The following is a 22245-nucleotide window of genomic DNA, read 5'->3' on the forward strand; positions in this document are numbered from 1 at the left end:
TTCGCCGGTGAACCCCCTGCTGCAACTTGGCGCCGTCGAACAACGCGACCGCCTGGCTTCGGGTGCCCTGCGCGCGGTAGAGCTGGCGGAGGCCTGCCTGGAGCAGATCGCCCGGCGCGAGCCGGAGGTCGGCGCCTGGGCCTATCTGGACGGCGACCACGTCATGCGCCAGGCCAAGGCGCTCGACGAGCACCGGGCCAAGGGCCGCCCTGTTGGTCCGCTGCACGGCCTGCCGGTCGGCCTCAAGGACGTCATCGATACCGCCGGCATGCCGAGCGAGAACGGCACCCCGCTGGATTCCGGGCGCAAACCGGCGCACGACGCCTACGTGGTGAAGCGGCTGAAGCAGGCCGGCGCCGTCATCATGGGCAAGACGGTGACGACCGAATTGATGCTGCGCCACCCCGGCAAGACGCGCAATCCGCACAACCCGGCGCACACGCCCGGCGGCTCTTCGTCCGGCTCCGCCGCCGCGGTCGCCTGCGGCATGGTCCCGCTCGCCATCGGCACCCAGACTCTCGGCTCGGTGATCCGCCCGGCCTCCTACTGCGGCACGGTCGGCTTCAAGCCCAGCTTCGGCGCCGTCCCGCGCAGCGGCGTGCTCAGCCAGGCGCCCTCGCTGGACACGCTTGGCGTGTTCGCGGCCAATGTCGCCGATGCGGCGCTGCTGGCCGACAACCTCTACGGCGACGACGCGGGGGATGAAGCGACAACGCTGGCGCCGGCGCCGCGGCTGCTCGAGATTTCAACCTCGAGCCCGCCGGTGAAGCCGGCCTTTGCCTTCGTGCGCCAGCCGGCCTGGGACACCGCCGACCCGGAAATGCAGGCGGGCTTCGCGGAGCTGGCCGAGGCGCTGGGCGAGGATTGCGACGAGGTCGACCTGCCGGGCCACTTCGGCGAGGCGATGAAGCTGTGCGAGCTGGTCCAGATGACCGAACTGGCGAAGTCGTATCATCACTACGCGCGGCGCGGACGCGACCAGTTGAGCCCGACGATGCAGCAGACGATGGACGAGGGCGGGCGCGTCCTGGCGCACGACTACCTGGTCGCGCGCGACTGGCCACGTCTGCTGAACGATGCCCTGGAGGCCGTATTCGACCGCTACGATGCCATCCTCACGCCGGCCGCACCGGGCCCGGCGCCGGCAGGGCTCGAGTGGACCGGCAGTGCCGCCTTCAATGGCATCTGGACCTTCTGCGGTACGCCGGCGGTGACCCTGCCGCTGCTGCAGTCCGACAGCGGGCTGCCGATGGGGGTCCAGCTGGTGGGGCGGCGCGGCGACGATGGCCGGCTGTTGCGCACCGCCCAGTGGCTGGTGCAGTTTCTTTCGCAATCGGCGTAACAGGGTCTGAACGACCCGGGGAGGATGCAGTGCGGGACAAGATTATCGGCATCGCGGCCATCGCCGTCCTGGCGGGCTTCATGGGCATCCTTTTGGGCTTCGTTCCCCATCTCGACCTGTCGATCGTCGTGGTGGTGGTCGTGCTGATGGCCGCTTACGACTTCTACCTCATGCTGTTCAAGAACAAGAACGGCGGCTGAACGGTGCCGGGCAGGCTTATTCGCCGGAGAGCCGCATTCGATGTTAGGGAGTAGGGAATGAAGGTTGCGCTCTTGGACGACTACCAGGGCGTCGCAATGACCTGTGCCGACTGGTCGGCCGTGCGGTCCAAGGCGGAGATCACGGTCTTCCGGGATACCATCGTCGGGCTCGATGCGCTGGCCGAGCGGCTGGGAGACTTCGAGGTCATCGGCATCATGCGCGAGCGCACGCCTTTTCCCAAAGCGCTGCTGGAGCGCCTGCCGAAGCTGAAGCTGCTGGTCACCACCGGCCACCGCAACGATTCCGTCGACATCGCCGCCGCCAAGGCCCTGGGCATCACGGTCTGCGGCACGCCGTCCTCGGCCCCCGCGGCGGCGGAGCTGACCTGGGCGCTGATCATGGCGGCGGCGCGGCGCATCGACCTGGAAACCCGCTCGTTCCACGACGGCGGCTGGCAGGTCGGCCTGGGACGCGAGCTCAAGGGGGCGACGCTGGGCGTCATCGGGCTCGGCCGCCTCGGCGGACAGGTCGCCACCTACGGCCGCACCTTCGGCATGCGCGTGATCGCCTGGAGCCAGAACCTGACGGCCGAGCGCGCGGCCGAAGCCGGCGCCGAGGCGGTGAGCAAGGAGACGCTGTTCCGCGAGGCCGATTTCATCTCGGTCCACCTGAAGCTCAGCGATCGCTCGCGGGGACTGGTCGGCGCGGCGGATCTCGCGCTGATGAAGCCGGATGCGTGGATCGTGAACACGGCGCGCGGACCGATCATCGACCGCGCGGCCCTGCTGGCGGCCCTGAAGGACAGGCGCATCGGCGGCGCGGCGCTGGACGTTTTCGACGACGAGCCTCTGCCGGGCGATGACGCCCTGCGCCGCCTCGACAACGTGGTGGCGACGCCCCACGTCGGTTACGTGACGCGGGAGAACTACGCCACCATGTACCGCGTGACGGCGGAGAACATCCTCGCCTTCCTGGCCGGCACCCCGCAGAACGTCATCGAGCCCTGACTCGCTGGTTGACGCAGATCCGGAAAAATCCCCTCACAGTTCCGCAATGACGGCGCCGCCTGTCCAGGCTTATGGTTCAGGGATGCGCATTTGGCTCTGGCTGGCGAGCCTCGCCGTCGTGGTCTTCCTGTCCCTTTGGCCCTTCCGCTTCCGGCCGGCGTTGGCGACGCACAGCGCCTGGCTGGAACTGGCGGCGAGTTGGGGATGGCGCACGGATACGCTCGACGCGGCAGGCAACATCGCTTTGTTCGTTCCGGTCGGCGTGCTCGGCATGCTGGCGCTGAGGCGGCTTGCCAAGCCGTGGCGGGCCGCCGCCGTCATCGGGCTCGCCTTTGCCGTCGCTGTCGCGGCGCAGGCGGCGCAGGTCATCATCCCGGTCCGTACGGCAACGCTGGTCGACGTTTTCTGGAACATGGTCGGCCTGCTGCCGGCCCTTGCCCTCGGGCTGCTGCCCTGGTCGCTATGGCCGCAGGCCTCGGCATTGCGCGCGCGGCTGCGGGTGCTGCCCTGGCTGATTCTGGCCGTCTGGATCACCTACCGGCTGGTGCCCTTCGTGCCGACCTCCGAGTGGGAGCTGATGCGCGAGAACCTGCTGTACCTGGCGTTCGAGCCGGAGATCGTACCGCCCCTGCTCGTGGTCAATACTGCGGCCTGGCTCGCGGCCGGATTTCTCATGCAGGCCGGCGATGGGCGGGGTCGCCTGGACCTGCTGCTGCCGCTGCTGATGGTCCTGGTCATGGCGCTGGAGGTGGTCATCGTCGTCGGTGGCGGGCTCACGGCCGATAACCTCGCAGGAGGCCTGCTCGCCCTGGTGCTGTGGTTCGGCGTCGGGCGCCGGCTGGTGCGCCCCGCGCTGCTGGTCCTGCCGCTGCTGGCTTGCGCCGTCCTGGTCAACGGGCTCTGGCCCTTCGCCTTCGCGCCGCGGCTAATCTCACCCTTCAATTGGATTCCCTTCGCCGCCCTGATGGACGGCGGCATGCCCGGCAACCTGCTGGCGCTGACCTACAAGTTCTACCTCTATGCCGCCGCCTGCATTGCGTTGCATGCGCTGGTTCGCCGCTGGCGCGTGACCGCCGCCGGCGCCGCGGCCTTCGTGCTGGCCGTCGAGGTGGCGCAGTGCTTCCAGCCCTGGCATGTGCCGGACATCACCGATCCGCTGGTGGTTCTCTTCGCCTGCGTGGTGGGGGCCGCCTTTACCTCGCCACCGGCGCCGGCGAGAGTCGCCAACGCCTAGCTGCGGAAGCTGCGGAGCCTATTCCGCTGCCTCGGCCATCTGCGGCCAGGCGGCGGCGGGGACGTAGATCTCGCCGCGCATCAGCTTGCGCGCGGTCCGCAGGGTGCCCGCCGAGCGCAGGGTGATGTTGCCCTTGCCGGGGTCGGCGTCGACCAGCAGCTCGATCTCGCCGGAGGGATGCTCGATCCTGATCGGGTAGGGCTTTTCCTTCGGCAGCGCGACATAGGGTGCGGCGACACCGTCTTCCAGCAGGCAGCAGCAGGACAGGCAGATGGCGCCGGTCACCGCGTGCGCGGCGTGGGTTTTGTGCGGCACGAAGTAGCGCGACGTGATGGTGCCGCCGAAGCGCGGCTTGGCCAGCAGAATCACCTTGGGCACCACTTTCTCGGACACGTCGCCCAGGCCCATCATCTCGCCGGCCTTGCGACGGATCTTCTCGATGCGCGCGAACATCTCCTTGTCGGCGTCCAGTTCGGCCGCCGTCTCGTAGCCGGTCTTGCCGACGGACTCCGCCGCCAGGATCATCACCGGCATGGCCGCGTCCATGCAGGTCACCTCGATGCCGTCGATGACGTCGATGGCGTTGCCGGTGGGCAGCAGCTTGCCGCAGGTGGAACCGGCGACGTCCATGAAGTTCAGCTTGATCGGCGCGGCGGTGCCGGGCACGCCGTCGATGGCGGTATCGCCCTCGTAGTTCACCTTGCCGCCCGGCGTCTCGACGATCGCCTCGATCTTGGCGTCGATGTTCACGTGATAGATGCGCACGCGGCTGACGTCGCCCTGCGGCTTCACCATGCCGGTCTCCAGGGCGAAGGGGCCGACGCCGGCCATGATGTTGCCGCAGGGCGGGTTGGTGTCGACCCGCGCGGCCTCGACCTCGACCTGGGCGAAGAGGTAGTCGACGTCGACGTCCGGGCGCTGCGAGGGGCTGACGATTGCGACCTTGCTGGTCAGCGTGGTGGCGCCGCCGACACCGTCGATCTGCCGCGCGTCCGGCGAGCCCAGGGCCGCGAGCAGCACCCGGTCGCGCTGGGCCGGGTCGGACGGCAGGTCCTTGGCCATGAAGTAGGGGCCCTTGGAGGTGCCCCCGCGCATGAGGATGCAGGGGATGGCGACTTGCGAGGCGGGCATGGCGGTGATCCGTAAAGTGTTGTTCGCGCGCACTATAGTCAGCGGGCGCCGGCTCTGCCAGCCCCCTGCTTCGGGGCCGGGACGATCACGCGGCGCTCGCGTGGCTTTGAGTTTGCCGGCAGCGGCTGCCGGGGCAGACTGCGGCAGTCACCTTCTTTCCCCTGCTGGATTTCCAGATGCGCCGCACCGTCCTCTTCATGGTCCTGATCCTGCCGCTGGCCGCCTTCACCTCGGCCGAGCGTCTCTTCGCACCCTCGGCGGACCCGTGGCCGCGCTGGGAGGCGCACGATCCTCAAAGCCATGAGGTTATCGACGCCGCGGCCTGGGACGGCCTGCTGCGGCAAGTGGTCGTAGCAGGCGCCGACGGCATCAACCGGGTCGACTATCAGGCCCTGGCCGGGCCGGAGAAAGATCGGCTCGCGCGCATCGTCGCCGGTTTCGCAGCCGTTCCGGTCAGCCGCTACAATCGTGACGAACAGCTTGCCTACTGGATCAACCTCTATAACGCCGCGACCCTGCAGGTGGTGGCGGCGCACTATCCGGTCGCCTCGATCCGCGACATCGACATCTCGCCGGGCTGGTTCGCCGACGGCCCCTGGGACGCCAGGCTGGTGACGGTCGAAGGCGAGGCGCTCACCTTGAACGACATCGAGCACCGCATCCTGCGGCCGCTGTGGCGGGACCCGCGTATTCACTACGCGGTGAATTGCGCCTCGCTCGGCTGTCCCAACCTGGCCGCCGCGGCCTACGCGGGCGCGGATATCGACAGGCAGCTGGAACAGGCGGCGCGGGCCTACGTCAACCATCCGCGCGGGGTCAGTCTGGACGGCCGTCGGACCGTCGTCTCCAAGATCTATGATTGGTTCCTGGAGGACTTCGGCGGCTCCACCGAAGGCCTGCTGGCGCACCTGCGGCGCTATGCCCGTGCGCCGCTTGCCGGCCGCCTGGCCGAAGTGGAGTCCATCGATGGCACCGCCTACGACTGGGCCCTGAACGACGCCGCGGGTGCTCGCTGACGAGCGCAAGCCGAATTGTCCGCTGAACCGGCGCTCTCGGCAGCAGGCGGTCCGCTGGGCGGTGCAGCCGCGCTATGACGGGACGGCGCGGCCGCGTTAGGAAGGGGACGCCGCGAGGCCGGCGATGAGATCCAGCCAGAATTTCTTTTCCAGCGCGCGCGGCAGGTCGGTGGGCTGCTGCACCGTCATCAGGAAGGCGCCGGGTCCGCCGACCACGTGCCGGCGGAAATAGTCGGGCAGGCCCTCGTTGCCGCCGAAGACGACGCCGTTGATGGTCATGCCCAGGCGGATGGCGCGGTCGCGCACCTCGCTGGGGTCGCGGCCGTTGTTGTCGACGCCGTTGGAAAGGACGTTGATGACCGAGCGGCGTGTCGCAAAGGGCGCGGTAAGGCTCAGCCGCACCGCGGACTCGACGGCCTCGGCGATATCGGTCAGACCGCCGCGCGGTACGTCGACGCTGGAACTGAGCGAGCGGTACATGCCGAAGCCGCGCCGGTCGATGCGTGGCGCGGCGTCCAGATGCGCGACCACCGCCTCGGCATCGGCGCGGGTCTCGATCACCGTCCAGGGCACCACCACGGCGACCTGGCCGCCGCTCGACCAGGTGAAGGCGATGAACCCGATGCGCCGCTGCAGGCCGCCGGCGATGCGGGCGAGGAACTCCGGGTCCAGCACGCCGCGTGTGAGGCCGCTGTACTGCAGCCACTCGTCCTGCTTGGTGATCGAGTCCGACACGTCGATCGCGGTCACCAGGTTGAAGTCGGTGTCCAACGGCATCGGGTGGTCTTCGGAGGCGAGCTGCGGCAGGCCGGGCAGAAGGTCAAAGGGCCGGTCAAGGGGCCGGGCATCCAGCGGCGCCGACAGCAGCAGCGCGGCGGCAAGGGCCAGGCCAAAGATCAGGAAATTGAACCGCATGCATTCTGCTCCTCGCCGGCAACTACAGCAGAGAAGCGCAAAGATGCGGTTAATGGGGAGCTAACCATGCCCGCCGCCCGGCTGCGCCGGGCGGCGGGAGGGGATCAGATCAGGCGGCGATGCCGGTAACCGGCGTGCCCTTGGGCAGGCTGTAGCGCTTGGTCAGCGGGTTGAACATGACTCGGTAGCGCTGCGCCAGGTCGTCCAGGCGGGCGGCGGCCACAAGGGGATCGAGCCCGGCCGCCTCGGCGATTTCCGCGGCGGTCGAGGGCAGCATCTGGCCGAGGGCGTCGAGAATGGCGCTCTGGGCGTCCGCGATGGAGGGCTTCTGGTCCATGGTACGGTTGATCCGGCTGCTCAGCCCGGGAAACCGGGCGTAGAATGCGATGACGGGAATTTCGACGCTGAACATCTAACGCTTCCTTAACAGAGCGACCCGTTTTGGACACTACCTCCCAAGAGGTAGGAACGCGGGGCATAAGCGGCTTCTGTCTGAAGCTACGCAGGCGGGCTGCGATGGGTTTCAGGCGGTGCGGGAAAAAATCGGCGGGAGAAAGTGACCGGCTCAGGCCTCGGCGGGGGCCTTCAGGGCCTCGAGGAAGCGGGCGACGGCGCTCTCGAGCGAGGCATCGTTCATCACCGTGACGACGCCGGGGCCGCTCGGCTGGTCGGCGGCGCGGGCGAGGCGGGCCTCGACGTCGGCGGCGTCCTCGCGGCCCCGGGCGGCAAGGCGCCTGGCCAGCACCGCCGGCGGGGCGGTGACCACCACCACGGTGGTGGCCGCATGCTTTGCGCGCGCCGCGGCAATCACCGCGCGCGAGACGTTGGCGATCACCGTGCGCCCTGCGGCGAGCTCATCGGCGATGGAGCCGGGCAGGGCATAGCGCAGGCCGTGCGCATCCCAGTCGAGGAAGAAGGCGCCGGCGGCACGCTGGCGCTCGAACTCGGCCTCGGAGAGGGTGGCGTGGTCCTCGCTGCCGGGATCGCTGGGGCGGGTGATGATGCGGCGGGGAAAGACGAAGCGCGGATGGCCGGCCAGCGCCGTCCGGGCGCCCTCGATCAGGCTGTCCTTGCCGGCGCCCGAGGGGCCGACCACCAGGATCAGACGGCCTGTCTTCGCCTGTTTCGCCGCTTCGCTCATCTCAGGCGTCCGGCTCAGCCTTGGCCGCTGCGCTGGGCGCGTTGCAGCACCGGGCGGAAATCCTCCAGGCTGGGCGTCACCATCTCCGGATCCTTGGCCAGCTCGTCCCAGCGGCGCAGGGCCACGGCCTCCTCGGCGTAGGGGCGGGCGAGGAAGGCCTCGGCCTGGGCGGCGGTGAAGGGGCCGCCCTGCACTGCGAGACTGCGCACCGACTCTTCCGAGAGGCGTCCGAAGTAGCCGTCCTCGGCCTGGCAGAGGTAGCGCTTGGCGGCGACGTGCTGGGCGATCGGCGCGGTCACCGCCGGGCCGAACCAGCGCGCGAGGTAGCCGGCCCCGACGGTCTCGTGCGCCGCGTCGATGCCGCGCAGCGTGGCGCCTTCATCCTTGGGGTTCACCAGATGGCCGATGTCGTGCAGCAGGGCCGCCGCCACCAGGTCGTCGCTGGCGCCGTTCTGCTGGGCGAAGGTGGCGCACTGCAGGGCGTGGGTCAGCTGAGTGACCTCCTCGCCGCCGTAGCGGTCCGAGCCCAGCTCGGCCAGCAGGCCCAGGATGTGGTCGATGGGATCGGCGATCTGTGCGCGCTCGGTGGCCGTGGTCATGAGAGAATCTGTCCTGCTGCTTGGCCGCTTGCCGACGCCGTCTGCGCCGCCCCCAGGCGGAAGCGCTCGGCGAGCCGGAACGGCTGGTCTCTTGTCGCCTGACTATAAAGGCAGATCTCGCCGACCGGAACGGCTTCGCTGAGCGCCGGGCGGAAGAGGGCGGCGAGCTGGGTCTGCAGGCGCTCGCGCCGCTCGATCTCGAAAGCAGGGGGGACCAGCGACCCGGTCAGCGTCATGTGGAAGCGGAACTCCTCCAGCACGTAGGGATAGCCCCATGCGCGCAGCAGCGCTTCCTGGCGCGCGCTGAGCCCCTTATCCAGGCGACGCTGGAGGTCGCGCTCGGCCAGCGGCGCGCGCAAGCCGTCGAGGTCCCGCACCGCCGCGTCGGCCAGGGCCTGCATTTCCGCTGAAGGGGCGGAGAGGGTGAGGGCGATGAACGGCCCGATGGCCGAGACCTTCAGGGCGGGCGCGAGGAAGGCGCGCCGGCCGGCGGCGAAGTCAGCGAGGGCGTCGCGCAGCTGGCCTGGCGAACGGCCGGGCGCCAAGTGAAAGGGCGCCTTCAGCGTCGCATGGAAGCCGTAGTGGCGCGGGCTCTCGGTCGCCGCGGCGATTTCCGCCGCCGTCCAGCCGTCGAGCGGCGGCGGTTCCAGCAGCGTCCCGGTCTCGCAGTCGCGGCCAAGCCACTGCTGGGCGAGGCGCCAGAGTCCGCCGGCGGCCGGCGGGGCGTAGTAGACGGCATAGCGCGCTTCGGGATGGTCGGTCACGGCCGGCTCGGGACTCTCGCTGTTCGAACGTTCCGCAGTCTTTTAGCCAGCGGCACGCCCGCCGTACAGACCGCAAGCGGCGACGGTTTTGTGACGCCACGGTGGCATGGCCGCGCCGCCACCGGAGTCGTCGCCGCTAAGGCGTTCCGGACACGCGCTTAACGAGGAAATTTAACCAAGAACAGCACCAGTATGTACTTTCGATGACACTGTCGTGACGCTGCCATTATATTAGCGGCAACTTTTCCACGCGTCCTTGTACTGCAACAACATGTTGCTATAAGCCGCAGAAAGATCGCTTCTTTTTGCGGTCTACTCGACATCTGCGGAGTCGATTCATGGACAGCCTGGCCTCTCATTCGCGCCCCGCGCGCTATCGCACGATCTTCATCTCCGACATCCATCTCGGGACGCGGGGCTGCAAGGCGGACTACCTGCTGGACTTCATCAAGCACACCGACTGCGAGACGCTGTACCTGGTCGGCGACATCGTCGACGGCTGGCGCCTGAAGCGCACCTGGTACTGGCCGCAGGCGCACAACGACGTGGTGCAGAAGCTGCTGCGCAAGGTGCGCAAGGGCATGCGCCTCGTCTACGTGCCCGGCAATCACGACGAGTTCCTGCGCGACTATCTCGGCAGCCACTTCGGCGGCGTCGAGGTGACCCGGCAGGCGATCCACGAGACCGCCGACGGCAAGCGCCTGCTGGTGATCCACGGCGACGAGTTCGACGGCGTGGTGAAGTATGCGCGCTGGCTGGCGCTGCTCGGCGACTGGGCCTACGTCACCATGCTGCACGTGAATACCTGGTTCAACTACCTGCGCCGCAAGCTGGGCTTCGGCTACTGGTCGCTGTCGGCCTACCTCAAGCACCGGGTGAAGAACGCCGTGCAGTTCATCAGCAACTTCGAGCAGGCGGTGGTCGACGAGGCCAAGCGCCACGGCGTCGACGGCGTCGTTTGCGGCCACATCCACCTGGCCGAGATGCGCCTGATCGACGGCATCCTCTACATCAACGACGGCGACTGGGTGGAGAGCTGCACCGCCCTGGTCGAGCACATGGACGGCCGGCTGGAGATCCTGCCCTGGGCGGAGCTGAGGGCCTTTCCCATGCTGCAACCCGTCTCGGCCGCCGCCTGAGAGGCCACCCAAGAGAATGAAAATCCTGCTGGCGAGCGACGCCTGGTACCCGCAGATCAACGGCGTGGTACGCACCCTCAACCGCGTGCGCGAAGAACTCGCGCCGCAAGGGCACGTCTTCGAGGTGATCTGCCCGGAGCAGTTCCGCACCTTTCCCTGTCCTTCGTATCCCGAGATCCCGCTGGCGATCCTGCCGGGCCTCGGCATGGCCAGGCGCATCGAGGCGGTCGGGGCCGATGCCATCCACATCGCCACCGAAGGGCCGATCGGCCTGGCCGTCAGGAACTACTGCGTGAAGCGCGGGCTGCCCTTCACCACCTCCTACCACACGCGCTTTCCCGAGTACCTCAGCGCCCGTCTGCCCGTTTCCGTCGAGTGGGGCTACCGTTTCATGCGCTGGTTCCACAAGCCCTCCCAGGCCATCATGGTCGCGACCCAGTCGATGAAGCGCGAACTGGAAGCCCACGGCTTCCACAACCTGGTCGACTGGACCCGCGGAGTCGACACCACGCTGTTCCGGCCCGAGGCGCCCCAGGCGCTGGACGGCCTCGACCTGCCGCGGCCGATCCACCTCTACGTCGGGCGGGTCGCGGTGGAAAAGAACATCAAGGCCTTCCTCGAACTGAAGCTCGAGGGCTCCAAGGTGGTGGTCGGCGACGGTCCCCAGCGCGCCGAACTGCAGGCCCAGTTCCCGGAGGTCTACTTCGCCGGCGCCAAGCAGGGCGAGGAACTGGCGTCCTACTATGCCTCCGGCGACGTCTTCGTCTTCCCCAGCAGGACCGACACCTTCGGCCTGGTGATGCTGGAGGCCATGGCCAGTGGCCTGCCGGTCGCCGCCTATCCGGTGCCGGGTCCGCTCGACATCGTCGACGGCGTCGGCGTCGGCGCCCTCAGCGAGGATCTCGGCTTCGCCGTCGGCGAGGCCATCAAGGTGCCGCGTGCCCAATGTCGCGAACACGCCCTCAAGTACTCCTGGACCGCCTGCGCCGAAATGTTCCTGGAGAACCTCCACCCGCTGCGGTGACGTATTTCGGGTAGCGCCTCTTTTCTCCGCTGTCGTCCCGGCACTTGTTGCCGGGACCCATTGCCCTATCCGCGCGGGGATGGTGGGAGTATCGACGATCGCTGACGCCAATGGGTCCCGGGGACAAGCCCCGGCACGACAGCGGAGTTTTGATTGCACGGTAAGAGGCCCCTCTCGATTGTCACCCCGGGCTTGATCCGGGGTCTACGGTTGGGCCTGGCGCCTGGGCTCTGCCATGGACCCCGGCTCGCGCTCGCAAGCTCGCTTGGCCGGGATGACAATCCGGGTGAGTGAACGAGAATTGGCGTCGCCGCATGACAGCGCTAAACTCCTTATCCAACAAGAGCCGCCAAGGCTCGCTATGGGGAGGAGATGCATGTTCCCGGAGTACGACCCGCGCGACCGGCGCTTCAACGACTACATCAACGGCAACTGCCAGCTCGAGAAGCTCTATACCGGCACGCTCTGGGCCGAGGGACCGGTGTACTTCTGCGACGGCGACTTCCTGCTGTGGAGCGATATCCCCAACACTAGAATGCTCAAGTGGACGCCCGGTGGCGGCGTCACCGAATTCCGCAAGCCGTCGAACTACGCCAACGGCCACACCCGCGACCGGGAAGGTCGCCTGGTCTCCTGTGAGCACGGCGCCCGGCGGGTCACCCGCACGGAGTGGGACGGCTCGATCACCGTGCTGGCCGACAGCTACAAGGGCAAGCGCCTGAACTCGCCCAACGACGTGGTGGTGAAGTCCGACGGCACGGTGTGGTTCACCGACCCGCCCTACGGCATCCTCTCCGACTACGAGGGCCACAAGGGCGAGAGCGAGATCGGCGCCTGCCATGTCTACCGCCTCGATCCCAAGACCGGCAAGCTGACCATCGCCGCCGACGATTTCGTGAAGCCCAACGGTCTCGCCTTTTCGCCGGACGAGAAGATCCTCTACATCGCCGACACCGGCGCCTCGCACGATCCGGAAGGGCCGCGCCACATCCGCGCCTTCAAGGTCGCCAAGGACGGCACCCTCTCCGGCGGCAAGGTCTTCGCGGTCTGCGATGCCGGGCTGTTCGACGGATTCAGACTGGACGAGGACGGCAACATCTGGTCCAGCGCCGGCGACGGCGTGCACTGTTTCTCCCCCAAGGGCGAACTGCTGGGCAAGATCCGGGTGCCGGAGGTGGTCTCCAACGTCACCTTCGGCGGCCCCAAGAAGAACCGCCTCTTCATCACCGCCACGACCTCGCTCTACGCCATCACGCTGAACCGCCGCGGGGTGCAGTGGCCGTAAGAATTTTTACCCTCTCCCCTTGTGGGAGAGGGTTGCTGAGCCTTAGCGAGCGTAGCGAGCTTAGGCGAAGCTGGGTGAGGGGGCGCCGCCGCTCTGCCCCTCACCCAGCTTCGCGTAGGTTCGCGCAGGCACTCACCAACGCCGCACATTCCTCTCCCGCAAGGGGAGAGCGGGCACCACCGTCACCCCACCACCTTCTGCCCCCGTCCATACACCAGCAGCATGCCGATGATGACGCAGCCGTAGATGATCTGGCGGCCGGCCTCGGGCATCTGCATGACCGACAGGATCGAGGCCAGCAGCGAGATCAGGATGACACCGGCGATGGTGCCGAGGTAGCTGCCGCGGCCGCCCAGGATGTGGGTGCCGCCCAGCACCACGGCGGCGATGGCCGGCAGCAGGTAGGGGTCGCCCATCGCCTGGTAGCCCTTGGAGGAATAGCCGGCCAGCAGCACGCCGGCCAATGCAGAGCACATGCCGGAGATGGCAAAGCAGGTGACGATGACGAGGCGCGTGTTCACGCCGGAGAGGTAGGTCGCCGTCTCGCGGTTGCCGATGGCGTAGATGTAGCGCCCCAGCGGCGTCTTCTTCAGCATGACGACGATGGCGATGCCGAGCAGCGCCCAGATGAACACCGCGTTGGGAATGCCCAGCACGACGCGCTCCACCGCCAGCCAGTGCATGAGCTCGGTGGCGTGGTCCTGCGGCGCGAAGCCGCCGGTGTGCAGCACCATGACGCCCTGAGCCACCGCGTTGATGCCGAGGGTGAAGATCATCGAGGGCACGCGCAGGATGGCGACGCCCAGGCCGTTGATGATGCCGAAGACGAGGCCGCAGAAGACGCCGAAGGGGATCGCCCACTCCGGCCCCCACCAGCCGGCCGCGGCCGTCGACATCATGCCGCCGACGGTGACCAGCCAAGGGATGGAAAGATCGATGTGGCCCAGCAGGATCACCAGCATGACGCCGGAGGCGATGAGGCCCAGGAAGGCGGCGACCTGCAGCTGCTGCAGCAGGTAGTTGGCCGAGAGGAAGCTGGAGGAATAGAGGCTGCCGGCCAGCAGCAGCACGACGATGAAGCCGAAGGCGATGGCGACCGGTCTGTCGATGCGTTTGAGGACCGCTTGCATCAGTTGAACAGCTCCAGCCTGTTCTTCACGCGGAACACCCGGGCGGCGCCCAGGCTGACCGCGCCCAGCAGCACCACGCCCTGGAACAGCGGCTGCCACAGCGGCGGCAGGTCGAAGACGAACAGCAGGTCGTCGATGGTGCGCAGGATGAAGGCGCCGAAGATGGAGCCGATGGCGCCGCCGGCGCCGCCGTACAGCGCGGTGCCGCCGATCACCACCGCGGCGATGGAGTTGAGGGTGTAGGTGCCGCCGATTGGCGCCGAGGCCTCGCCGGAGAAGGTGACGAAGGTGAGCATGAGGCCGGCGACGCCCGCCAGCAACCCGGCCAGGGTATAGGCCGCCAGCTTGGAACGCCCGATGTCGAGGCCGGACATGTAGGCGGCGCCCTCGGCCGAGCCGATGGCGTAGCAGCCGCGCCCGATCACCGAGTTGCGGAACGGCAGCCAGATGAGCACCGCCACCGCCAGCAGCAGCACCAGCGAGGTCGGCACGGTCTCGAACACCGTGTAGGTCATGAAGTCGGCGAGGTCGGGATCGACGGCACCGCCGGGCACCGGCCGCAGCAGCAGGGCGATGCCGTAGTAGACGGCGCCGGTCGCCAGCGTGGTGATGATCGGCTGCAGGCGGCCGTAGACCACGATGGCGCCGTTCACGAAGCCGGCCAGCGCGCCCGCCAGCAGCACGGCCACGATGCCGAGGGCCACCTGCCAGGGCTCCCCGCTGACGATCGAGGAGGCGAGGCAGTTGGTCATCACGAAGACCATCCCGACCGAGAGGTCGAGGCCGCCGGTCAGCACCGGCAGGGTCTGCGCCATGGCGACCAGGGCCAGCAGCACCGCCTTGTTCGCGGCGGTGGTCACCACCGGCACCGTGAGGCCGGCCGGATGGTTCGAGACGTAGAGGGTGAACATCGCGACGAAGACGGCGATGGCGATCAGCAGGCCCTGGTTCTGCCCGGCCCGCAGCTTCCAGTCGCCCAGGGTTCCGGTCGCGGCACTCATGCCCGGGCCTCCTTGCGGGGTTGCGCGGGCGGGGTGGGGCGCTCCAGGTCGATGTTGAGGGCGCTGGCGATGATGTTCTCCTCGTTGATCGCCTCGCCGGTCAGCTCGCGGATGATGCCGCCGCCGTACATGATGGAGACGCGGTCGCAGCAGCCGATCAGTTCGTCGTAGTCGGTGGTGTAGAACAGGATCGCCGTGCCGGCGTCGGCCAGCTCGCGCAGCAGCTGGTAGATCTCCTGCTTGGTGCCGACGTCGATGCCGCGCGTCGGGTCGTTCAGCAGGATGACGCGCGCCTCGGTCATCAGCCACTTGGCGATCACCACCTTCTGCTGGTTGCCGCCGGACAGCGTGGCCGCCGGGCTGTCGACGTCGCCCACCTTGATGGCGAGGCGCTTGACCATCTCGTCCACCTTCGCGTTCTGGCGTGCGCGGTCGATGAAGATGCCTTTCGTAAACTTGCCGATCGAGGCCATGGAGATGTTGTCGCGCACCGACATCGGCAGCAGCAGGCCCTCCGATTTGCGGTCCTCGGGAATGAGGGCCATGCGGATCTTCTGCGATTTCGCCTGGCCGGGGCTGGAAAGGCGCGCCGGTTTGGCGTCCACCTCGACCGCGCCGGTGACGCCGCGCAGCACGCCGAAGAGGGCGAGCAGCAGCTCGCGCTGGCCCTGGCCGTCGAGGCCACCGAGGCCGACGATCTCGCCCTGGCCGACGGTGAGGGAGACGTCCTTCAGGCGCCCGGCCCAGGCGAGATTCTTCACGCTTAGCGCCGGGGCGGGGGGCGCGGCACGGACCGGCTTGGCTGGGTAGACCTGGGTGTAGTCGCGCCCGATCATCAGGCGCACGACCTCGTTGTCGCTCCGCGCGCCTTTGCGGAAGGTCTCGATGTGGCGGCCGTTGCGGAACACCGAACAGCTGTCGGCCAGCTGTTCGATCTCGTGCATGCGGTGGGAGATGTAGAGGATGGCGAGGCCGTCGCGGCGCAGGTCGCGCAGGATGCCGTAGACTTTCTCGACATCGCCGGCGGTCAGCGCCGAGGTTGCCTCGTCGAGGATCAGCAGGCGCGGGTCGCGGCCCAGCGCCTTGGCGATCTCCACCATCTGGCGGCGCGAAAGCGAGAGGTTCTTCACCAGCTCCAGCGGGTTCACGTCGGCGCAGCCGACGCGCGCCAGCAGGGCCTCGGCGCGGCGCCGCTGGGCGCGATGGTTGATGAAGCCGAAGCGTCCCGGCGGCGCCGTCATGCAGATGTTGTCGGCGACCGAGAGGTCCGGCATGAGGGAGAGTTCCTGGAAGATGCAGACGATGCCGGCGGCGTTGGCGTCCTGCGGCCCGGTAAAGGCGACCTCGCGGCCCTCCAGCATCAGCCGTCCGGCGGTCGGCGCCACCACGCCGGCGGCGATCTTGATGAGGGTCGACTTGCCGGCGCCGTTCTCCCCCAGCACCGCGTGGATGGCGCCGCGCTCGCAGGCGAAGTCGACATCGTCCAGCGCCAGGATGCCGCCGTAGCGCTTGGTGATGCCGTGCATCTGCCAGAACGGCGCGGCGGTCGGGCCCGAGGGAGAACGGTCGGAAGAAGGGAGTGGGTCGGTCATGCGTGGGCCCGGCGCAAGAGTCTCAAGACAAACGGAAAGGGCAGGCGATGCCGCGCCCCGCGCAAGGGGCACGGCACCGTCTGACCCGAGGCACGCTGTGGGAGGCGGCCTACTGGTCGCCCTCGGACTTCGACATGATTTCCTTCGCCGTGATGTTCACGTCGCAGGGCGGAAACTCGTTCGGGGTGAAGAAGTTGTCGGTGAGGTCCGGGTAGTAGTTCTCGCCGGCCTTGAAGTCCGGGTGCTCGACCAGCGGGATCGGCACCGAGACGTACTGCGGCAGCACCTCGCCCTGCAGCGCGGTGATCGCGGTCTTGGCGGCGATGGCCACCAGGCCCGGCGACTGCCCGGCGGAGGAGCAGATGAGGCCCTCGCTGGCGTGCTGGGCGCAGAGCTTGCGGAAACCGTTCTCGGCCTCGCCGGCGACCGGCACGAAGGGATGGCCGGCATCGATCATGGCGCGCACCGCGCCGGTCGAGCCTCCCTGCACGAAGACGCCGTCGAACTGGCCGTGCACGGCGATGGCGTCGGCGGTGACCTTCTGGGCGGTGCCGTCGTCCCAGTTGCCCACGACCTCGACGATGTCGTATTTGCCGCCGCCTTCCATCACTTCGCGGAAGCCATTGTGGCGGTCGCGGTCGACCGAGTTGCCGGGCAGGCCGCGCACTTCCAGGATCTTGCCGGAGTCACCGACGTTCTTGACCAGCCAGCGGCCCATGATGCGACCGATCTCGGACTGGTCCTCGTTGACCTGCAGAATGTCCTCACTGTCCAGCACGTTGTCGAAGGGTACCAGCACGACACCGGCGCGGTTGGCGCGGCGGATGACCGGCTCGAAGGCGGTCGGGTTCACCGCGATGGTCAGGATGGCGTCGTAGCCGGCGTTGATGAAGTTGTCGATGGCGGCGATCTGCGCGGCCACGTCGGTGCCGGTGGAGACCACTTTCAGTTCCTCGATCATCGGCGCGACGTCGTCCTGTTCGGCGTAGGCCTTCAGCGTCTTGATCATCTGGATGCGCCAGGTGTTGCCGACGAAGCCGTTGGCCATGGCGATGCGGTAGGGCGGCTCTTTCTTGGGGAACTTCAAAAACTTGGTGTCGGCGCTGAAGGGGGCGAAGCAGGACGGATTGACGCCCGGGCCGCTGACCACTTCCGGGCCGGCGGCAAGAGACTGCGAGACGATCCCGGTCGCCATGGCGGCGGCCAGAGTCATCCCGAGCATGGATTTCGTGAGCATGTGCGTTCCTCCCAAATGCCGTCCGGCACGCCGTTAAAGGGTGCCGCCGGCAGCGTTTCTTTATGCCTCGGGAGCCTTGCCGGCCGGTGGGACCGGCACTGGAAAGGGCCCGGGCTTTCATTCTTGATAGCGCTACCGTGACCCAGCTTTCGCATTCAGTCAATCCACACCTTGGGCCAATATGGGGCCAATAGGTGCCCAATAGGGCTCCAATAGCGCCCCCAAAGGGAGCGAGGCGGCGCTTTGCCGCCGTCCCCCTTTTGGGCGATCACGAGACGGCGAGCGCCGCTGTTCAAGGCCGGGGCGCTCCGATACCATCGCGACCGGAGTTTCCACGAAATCAGGAGTGCGGCGTCAGAATGAAACGTGCGATCGGGATGTTGTGTTTTTGCCTGGCGGCGGCGCCGGTGTTCTTCCTGTTGCCGGCGGCGCCCGCCAGCGCGGGCTGCGGCGACCGCCCCGCCGCCGGCGTGGACTGGTCGAAGTGCGAGAAGCGGCGCCTGATGCTGGGCAGCCAGAATCTCAGCAAGGGCAGCTTCGTGCGCACCGATTTCAGCCGCTCCGACCTGGCTGGTGCCAAGCTGGCTGGCGCCGATCTCACCGAGGCGGACTTCGAGCACGCTCGCCTGGCCGGCGCCGACCTCAGCGGTGCCAACCTCGCCAAAGCCAGCGGCTCGCGCGCCAACTTCGTCGAGGCCGTGCTGAAAGGGGCCGATCTCAGCAAGGCGGAGATGGCGCGCGCCGATTTCACCGGCGCCGACTTCACCGGCGCGACGATGCAGAAGGCCGAGTTGGGCCGCGCGCTGCTGAACGACGCGGTGCTCGACGGCGCTGACCTGACCAAGGCGGAGATCGCCCGCGCGGTCTTCGCCGGCGCCAGCCTGAAGGGCGCCGACCTGACGGGCGCCTACACCTACCTGACCCACTTCGAGGCGACCGACCTCTCTGCGGCCAAGGGCCTCACCCAGATGCAGCTGGACGCCGCCTGCGGCGACGCCAAAACGGTGCTGCCGGAAGGGCTCACGGCACCCGCCGCCTGGCCCTGCGGTCAGGAGTAGCGCGGGCCGGCCTGCCGTCGCTCTAGACATTGCCGTTCCCGCTCCGGTCTCCAAAACGATCCGGTTGACAGCGCTGTCCTGGACGACAAAGATGCGTCTAACGGCGATAGCATCGCTTTAACGAACAACTGTGGCGGGCAGCCCGTCACGGTATAACGGGGAGGAATTGATGACTCGCATTATGCGTGGAATTTCCGCTGCCTTGGTGGCCGCGGGTGTCGCGTTCTCGGCGCTCGCCGCTCAGGCGCAGGATCTCGTCGTCGGCGTCAGCTGGTCGAACTTCCAGGAGGAACGCTGGAAGACCGACGAGGCCGCCATCAAGTCGCGTCTCGAAGAGCTCGGCGCCAAGTACATCAGCGCCGATGCGCAGTCGTCCAGCGAGAAGCAGATCGCCGATATCGAGGGTCTCATCGCGCGCGGAGCCAATGCCCTCATCGTGCTGGCGCAGGACGCCTCGGCCATCGTGCCGGCGGTCGAGAAGGCCAAGGCCGAGGGCATCCCCGTGGTCGGCTACGACCGCCTCATCGAGGTGCCGGAAGTCTTCTACCTCACCTTCGATAACAAGGAAGTCGGGCGCATCCAGGCGCGCGAGGTGCTGAAGATGAAGCCGGAAGGCAACTACGTCTTCATCAAGGGATCTTCGGCCGATCCCAACGCCGACTTCCTGCATGAAGGACAGCTCGAGGTGCTCGACGAAGCCATCAAGGCCGGCAAGATCAACGTGGTCGGCGAGCAGTACACCGACGGCTGGCTGCCGGAGAATGCGCAGAAGAACATGGAGCAGATCCTGACGGCCAATAACAACAAGATCGACGCGGTGGTCGCCTCCAACGACGGCACCGCCGGCGGCGTGGTGGCCGCGCTCAGCGCCCAGGGCCTGGAAGGTCTGCCGGTCTCCGGCCAGGACGGCGATCATGCCGCGCTCAACCGTGTCGCCAAGGGGCTGCAGACCGTCAGCGTCTGGAAGGACGCCCGCGAGCTCGGCAAGGCGGCGGCTGAGATCGCCGTGCAGCTGGCCAAGGGCACCGCGGCGACCGAGATCGCCGGCGCCGAGAAGTGGGACGACGGCCCCAAGGGCGTCGCCATGGATGCCATCTTCCTGAAGCCGGTGCCCATCACCAAGGAGAACCTCGGCGTGGTGATCGATGCCGGCTGGGTTGGCAAGGACGTGGTTTGCCAGGGCGTCGACAGCGGCATGGCGCCCGGCGCCTGCCAATAGCTGTCGTCGGCACCAGGTTCCGCGGGACGCGTTGCGGCCGGGCTTCTCCCTCCTGCGGGAGCGGCCCGGCCGTCCGCGCCCCGGGGCCCGGGCCTTTCAAAGCGGGCATTCACGGATCGAGTGGGACGGTTAGGGTATGACGAGCGAGGCGGAAGTCGGCGAGCTTGACCGCAAAGGCGCCCAAGCGGGCGGCGCGCGGCGGCCGGCGCTGCGCCTGCGCCCGCTCGAGGAGGTCGCGCGCCTGACCGGCCTGGACACGCGGCTGCTCGCCATGCTGGGCGCGCTGGTCGTGATCTGGCTGGTGTTCGATTTCCTCACCGGCGGCATCTTCCTGACGCCGCGCAATCTCTTCAATCTGGCGGTCCAGGGCTCGGCCGTCGGCATCATGGCGACCGGCATGGTGCTGGTCATCGTGGCCCGCCACATCGACCTTTCGGTCGGCTCGGTGCTCGGCTTCATCGGCATGTCGATCGCTTTCCTGCAGGTCGAGGTGCTGCCGCTGGGCGCCGCCTGGAACTGGCCGCTGACCATCGTCTTCGGCATCGGCCTGGGCCTGCTGGTGGGTCTGTGGCAGGGGCTCTGGATCGCCTACGGCGGCGTGCCCGCCTTCGTGGTCACCCTCGGCGGCCTGCTGATCTTCCGCGGCGCCGCCTTCGAGATCACCGACGGGCGCACGGTGGCGCCGCTCGACCCGGTCTACCAACTGCTCGGCGGCGGCATCGACGGATCGATCGGCGCGACGGCGAGCTGGGCGCTCGGCCTCGTCGCCGTCGGCCTGCTGGCCTTCATCACCATGAAGGTCCGTGCCAAGCGCCAGCGCTACAACTTTCCTGTGAAGCCGCTGTGGGCGGAGATCATGATGATCGTCGCCTGGTCGGCCCTCATCATCGGCTTCGTCATGGTGATGAACGCCTATCCCCGGCCGCGCACCTTCGAGCCGCGCGGCATTCCGGTGCCGGTGCTCATCCTGCTGGCGGTGGTCGTCTTCATGACCTTTGCCGCCCGCTTCACCAAGTTCGGGCGCTACGTCTTCGCCATGGGCGGCAACCCGGAGGCGGCGGCGCTCTCGGGCATCAACGTGAAGCGCACCACGGTGATGATCTTCATGGTGATGGGCGTGCTCTGCGCCATCGCCGCAGTGGTCACCACGGCGCGGCTCAACGCCGGGACCAACTCCATGGGCACTCTGGCGGAGCTCAACGTGATCGCCGCGGCGGTCATCGGCGGCACCTCGCTCGCCGGCGGGCTCGGCACCATTCCCGGCGCCATCCTGGGCGCCGTGGTCATGCAGAGCCTCGACAACGGCATGCTGCTGCTCGACGTCTCCACCTCGCTGCGCAGCATCGTCATCGGCCTGGTGCTGATCGCGGCGGTGTGGTTCGACGTGGTCTACAACCGCGGCCGGCGCTGAGGGAGAAGCCGCATGCCCCCATCTTCATCCGTGCCCCTGGTCGAGATGCGCGGCATCTGCAAGCGCTTCGGCGGCGTGCAGGCGGTCGAGGACGTCTCCGTCGATCTCTATCCCGGCGAAGTGGTCGGCCTGCTGGGCCACAACGGCGCCGGCAAGTCGACGCTCATCAAGATGCTGGCCGGCGCCTATCCCTGCGACAGCGGCGACATCCTGATCAATGGCGAGAAGGTCGCCATCGAGACGCCGCGCGACGCCCGCCGCCACGGCATCGAGACGATCTACCAGACCCTCGCGCTGGCCGACAACCTGGACGCCCCGGCGAACCTCTTCCTCGGCCGCGAGCTGATGACGCGCTTCGGCCTGCTGGACGACGACGCCATGGAGCACCAGGCGCGCGCCGTGCTGCACCGCCTCAACCCGAACTTCAAAAACATCAAGGACCCGGTGAAGAACCTCTCGGGCGGCCAGCGTCAGTCGGTCGCCATCGCCCGCGCCATCCTGTTCAACGCCAAGATCCTCATCATGGACGAGCCGACGGCGGCACTCGGCCCGCAGGAGACGGCGATGGTCGCCGATCTCATCCTGCAGCTTAAGAAGGAAGGCATCGGCATCTTCCTCATCAGTCACGACCTGCACGACGTCTTCGATCTCTCCGACCGGGTCTCGGTGATGAAGAACGGCCGCCTCGTCGGCACCCGCGACACCGCGAAGGTGACCAAGGACGAGGTTCTCGGCATGATCATCCTCGGCAAGCTGCCCGAGGAGGAGACGCCGGAGGAGCTCGCCGAGCTGCACTGAC

22 protein-coding genes are annotated in these 22245 nt (G+C 68.1%); 12 read left to right on the forward strand and 10 right to left on the reverse strand.

Going from position 1 to position 22245, the window contains the following annotated elements; translation table 11 throughout:
• Window positions 1–7 precede the first annotated feature (7 nt).
• The 4 genes from WDC82_RS22335 (at window position 8) to WDC82_RS22350 (ending at window position 3784) form a co-directional block, all read left to right on the forward strand.
• On the forward strand, window positions 8–1342 hold the full coding sequence (locus WDC82_RS22335; RefSeq protein WP_340119630.1) for an amidase: 1335 nt from the start codon (window positions 8–10) through the stop codon (window positions 1340–1342).
• 29 nt (window positions 1343–1371) lie between these two features.
• The gene (locus WDC82_RS22340) at window positions 1372–1542 is read left to right on the forward strand and encodes a hypothetical protein (protein ID WP_340119631.1); all 171 of its coding nucleotides are present in this window, start codon (window positions 1372–1374) and stop codon (window positions 1540–1542) included.
• 57 nt (window positions 1543–1599) lie between these two features.
• Window positions 1600–2550, forward strand: coding sequence for a D-2-hydroxyacid dehydrogenase family protein (locus WDC82_RS22345; protein WP_340119632.1), 951 nt, complete (start codon window positions 1600–1602; stop codon window positions 2548–2550).
• Window positions 2551–2632: 82 nt separating this feature from the next.
• Window positions 2633–3784, forward strand: coding sequence for a VanZ family protein (locus WDC82_RS22350; protein ID WP_340119633.1), 1152 nt, complete (start codon window positions 2633–2635; stop codon window positions 3782–3784).
• Window positions 3785–3802: 18 nt separating this feature from the next.
• Here WDC82_RS22350 and WDC82_RS22355 read toward each other — a convergent pair whose 3' ends face one another.
• Window positions 3803–4915: a 4-oxalomesaconate tautomerase gene (locus WDC82_RS22355; protein WP_340119634.1), complete on the reverse strand. Its 1113-nt coding sequence runs from the start codon at window positions 4913–4915 to the stop codon at window positions 3803–3805.
• Between the two features lie 176 nt (window positions 4916–5091).
• On the opposite strand from WDC82_RS22355, the gene WDC82_RS22360 reads away from it, so the two are divergent.
• On the forward strand, window positions 5092–5931 hold the full coding sequence (locus tag WDC82_RS22360) for a DUF547 domain-containing protein (protein WP_340119635.1): 840 nt from the start codon (window positions 5092–5094) through the stop codon (window positions 5929–5931).
• 96 nt (window positions 5932–6027) lie between these two features.
• Here WDC82_RS22360 and WDC82_RS22365 read toward each other — a convergent pair whose 3' ends face one another.
• The 5 genes from WDC82_RS22365 to WDC82_RS22385 all read right to left on the reverse strand — a co-directional run bounded on the left by WDC82_RS22365 (window position 6028) and on the right by WDC82_RS22385 (window position 9350).
• Window positions 6028–6846, reverse strand: a complete 819-nt coding sequence (locus WDC82_RS22365) for a DUF1194 domain-containing protein (RefSeq protein WP_340119636.1) — start codon at window positions 6844–6846, stop codon at window positions 6028–6030.
• 109 nt (window positions 6847–6955) lie between these two features.
• Entirely contained in the window at window positions 6956–7258 is a 303-nt protein-coding gene (locus WDC82_RS22370) for a hypothetical protein (protein ID WP_340119637.1), read from the reverse strand.
• Between the two features lie 153 nt (window positions 7259–7411).
• A complete protein-coding gene (phnN, locus tag WDC82_RS22375) occupies window positions 7412–7987 on the reverse strand; it encodes a phosphonate metabolism protein/1,5-bisphosphokinase (PRPP-forming) PhnN (RefSeq protein WP_340119638.1) in 576 nt (191 codons plus the stop codon).
• A gap of 14 nt (window positions 7988–8001) precedes the next feature.
• The gene (locus WDC82_RS22380) at window positions 8002–8586 is read right to left on the reverse strand and encodes a phosphonate degradation HD-domain oxygenase (RefSeq protein WP_340119639.1); all 585 of its coding nucleotides are present in this window, start codon (window positions 8584–8586) and stop codon (window positions 8002–8004) included.
• On the reverse strand, window positions 8583–9350 hold the full coding sequence (locus WDC82_RS22385) for a DUF1045 domain-containing protein (protein ID WP_340119640.1): 768 nt from the start codon (window positions 9348–9350) through the stop codon (window positions 8583–8585). Before WDC82_RS22385 ends, WDC82_RS22380 begins: the two co-directional genes overlap by 4 nt.
• Window positions 9351–9688: 338 nt before the next feature.
• Here WDC82_RS22385 and WDC82_RS22390 point away from each other — a divergent pair, with 338 nt between their 5' ends.
• The 3 genes from WDC82_RS22390 to WDC82_RS22400 all read left to right on the forward strand — a co-directional run bounded on the left by WDC82_RS22390 (window position 9689) and on the right by WDC82_RS22400 (window position 12798).
• Window positions 9689–10489 carry a UDP-2,3-diacylglucosamine diphosphatase gene (locus tag WDC82_RS22390; RefSeq protein ID WP_340119641.1) on the forward strand — a complete coding sequence of 267 codons (801 nt, stop codon included), beginning with the start codon at window positions 9689–9691 and terminating at the stop codon, window positions 10487–10489.
• A gap of 16 nt (window positions 10490–10505) precedes the next feature.
• On the forward strand, window positions 10506–11513 hold the full coding sequence (locus WDC82_RS22395; RefSeq protein WP_340119642.1) for a glycosyltransferase family 1 protein: 1008 nt from the start codon (window positions 10506–10508) through the stop codon (window positions 11511–11513).
• A gap of 376 nt (window positions 11514–11889) precedes the next feature.
• A complete protein-coding gene (locus WDC82_RS22400; protein ID WP_340119643.1) occupies window positions 11890–12798 on the forward strand; it encodes an SMP-30/gluconolactonase/LRE family protein in 909 nt (302 codons plus the stop codon).
• Window positions 12799–12980: 182 nt separating this feature from the next.
• Here WDC82_RS22400 and WDC82_RS22405 read toward each other — a convergent pair whose 3' ends face one another.
• The 4 genes from WDC82_RS22405 to WDC82_RS22420 form a co-directional block, all read right to left on the reverse strand.
• Window positions 12981–13928, reverse strand: coding sequence for an ABC transporter permease (locus WDC82_RS22405; protein ID WP_340119644.1), 948 nt, complete (start codon window positions 13926–13928; stop codon window positions 12981–12983).
• Window positions 13928–14929, reverse strand: a complete 1002-nt coding sequence (locus WDC82_RS22410; RefSeq protein ID WP_340119645.1) for an ABC transporter permease — start codon at window positions 14927–14929, stop codon at window positions 13928–13930. The genes WDC82_RS22405 and WDC82_RS22410 overlap by 1 nt, the downstream gene beginning before the upstream one ends.
• Window positions 14926–16521: a sugar ABC transporter ATP-binding protein gene (locus WDC82_RS22415; protein WP_340119646.1), complete on the reverse strand. Its 1596-nt coding sequence runs from the start codon at window positions 16519–16521 to the stop codon at window positions 14926–14928. The genes WDC82_RS22410 and WDC82_RS22415 overlap by 4 nt, the downstream gene beginning before the upstream one ends.
• 109 nt (window positions 16522–16630) lie before the next feature.
• Window positions 16631–17758, reverse strand: coding sequence for a sugar ABC transporter substrate-binding protein (locus WDC82_RS22420; protein ID WP_340119647.1), 1128 nt, complete (start codon window positions 17756–17758; stop codon window positions 16631–16633).
• 359 nt (window positions 17759–18117) lie between these two features.
• On the opposite strand from WDC82_RS22420, the gene WDC82_RS22425 reads away from it, so the two are divergent.
• The 4 genes from WDC82_RS22425 (at window position 18118) to WDC82_RS22440 (ending at window position 22244) form a co-directional block, all read left to right on the forward strand.
• Window positions 18118–18816, forward strand: a complete 699-nt coding sequence (locus WDC82_RS22425; protein ID WP_340119648.1) for a pentapeptide repeat-containing protein — start codon at window positions 18118–18120, stop codon at window positions 18814–18816.
• A gap of 169 nt (window positions 18817–18985) precedes the next feature.
• Entirely contained in the window at window positions 18986–20035 is a 1050-nt protein-coding gene (gene xylF / locus WDC82_RS22430; RefSeq protein WP_340119649.1) for a D-xylose ABC transporter substrate-binding protein, read from the forward strand.
• Between the two features lie 136 nt (window positions 20036–20171).
• Entirely contained in the window at window positions 20172–21446 is a 1275-nt protein-coding gene (locus tag WDC82_RS22435) for a sugar ABC transporter permease (protein WP_340119650.1), read from the forward strand.
• A 12-nt stretch (window positions 21447–21458) separates the two neighbouring features.
• Entirely contained in the window at window positions 21459–22244 is a 786-nt protein-coding gene (locus WDC82_RS22440) for an ATP-binding cassette domain-containing protein (protein ID WP_340119651.1), read from the forward strand.
• Window position 22245: the final 1 nt, after the last annotated feature.

It is taken from the genome of Pelagibius sp. 7325 (assembly GCF_037652055.1).
In the GTDB taxonomy this organism is placed as follows: Bacteria; Pseudomonadota; Alphaproteobacteria; order Kiloniellales; family Kiloniellaceae; genus Pelagibius.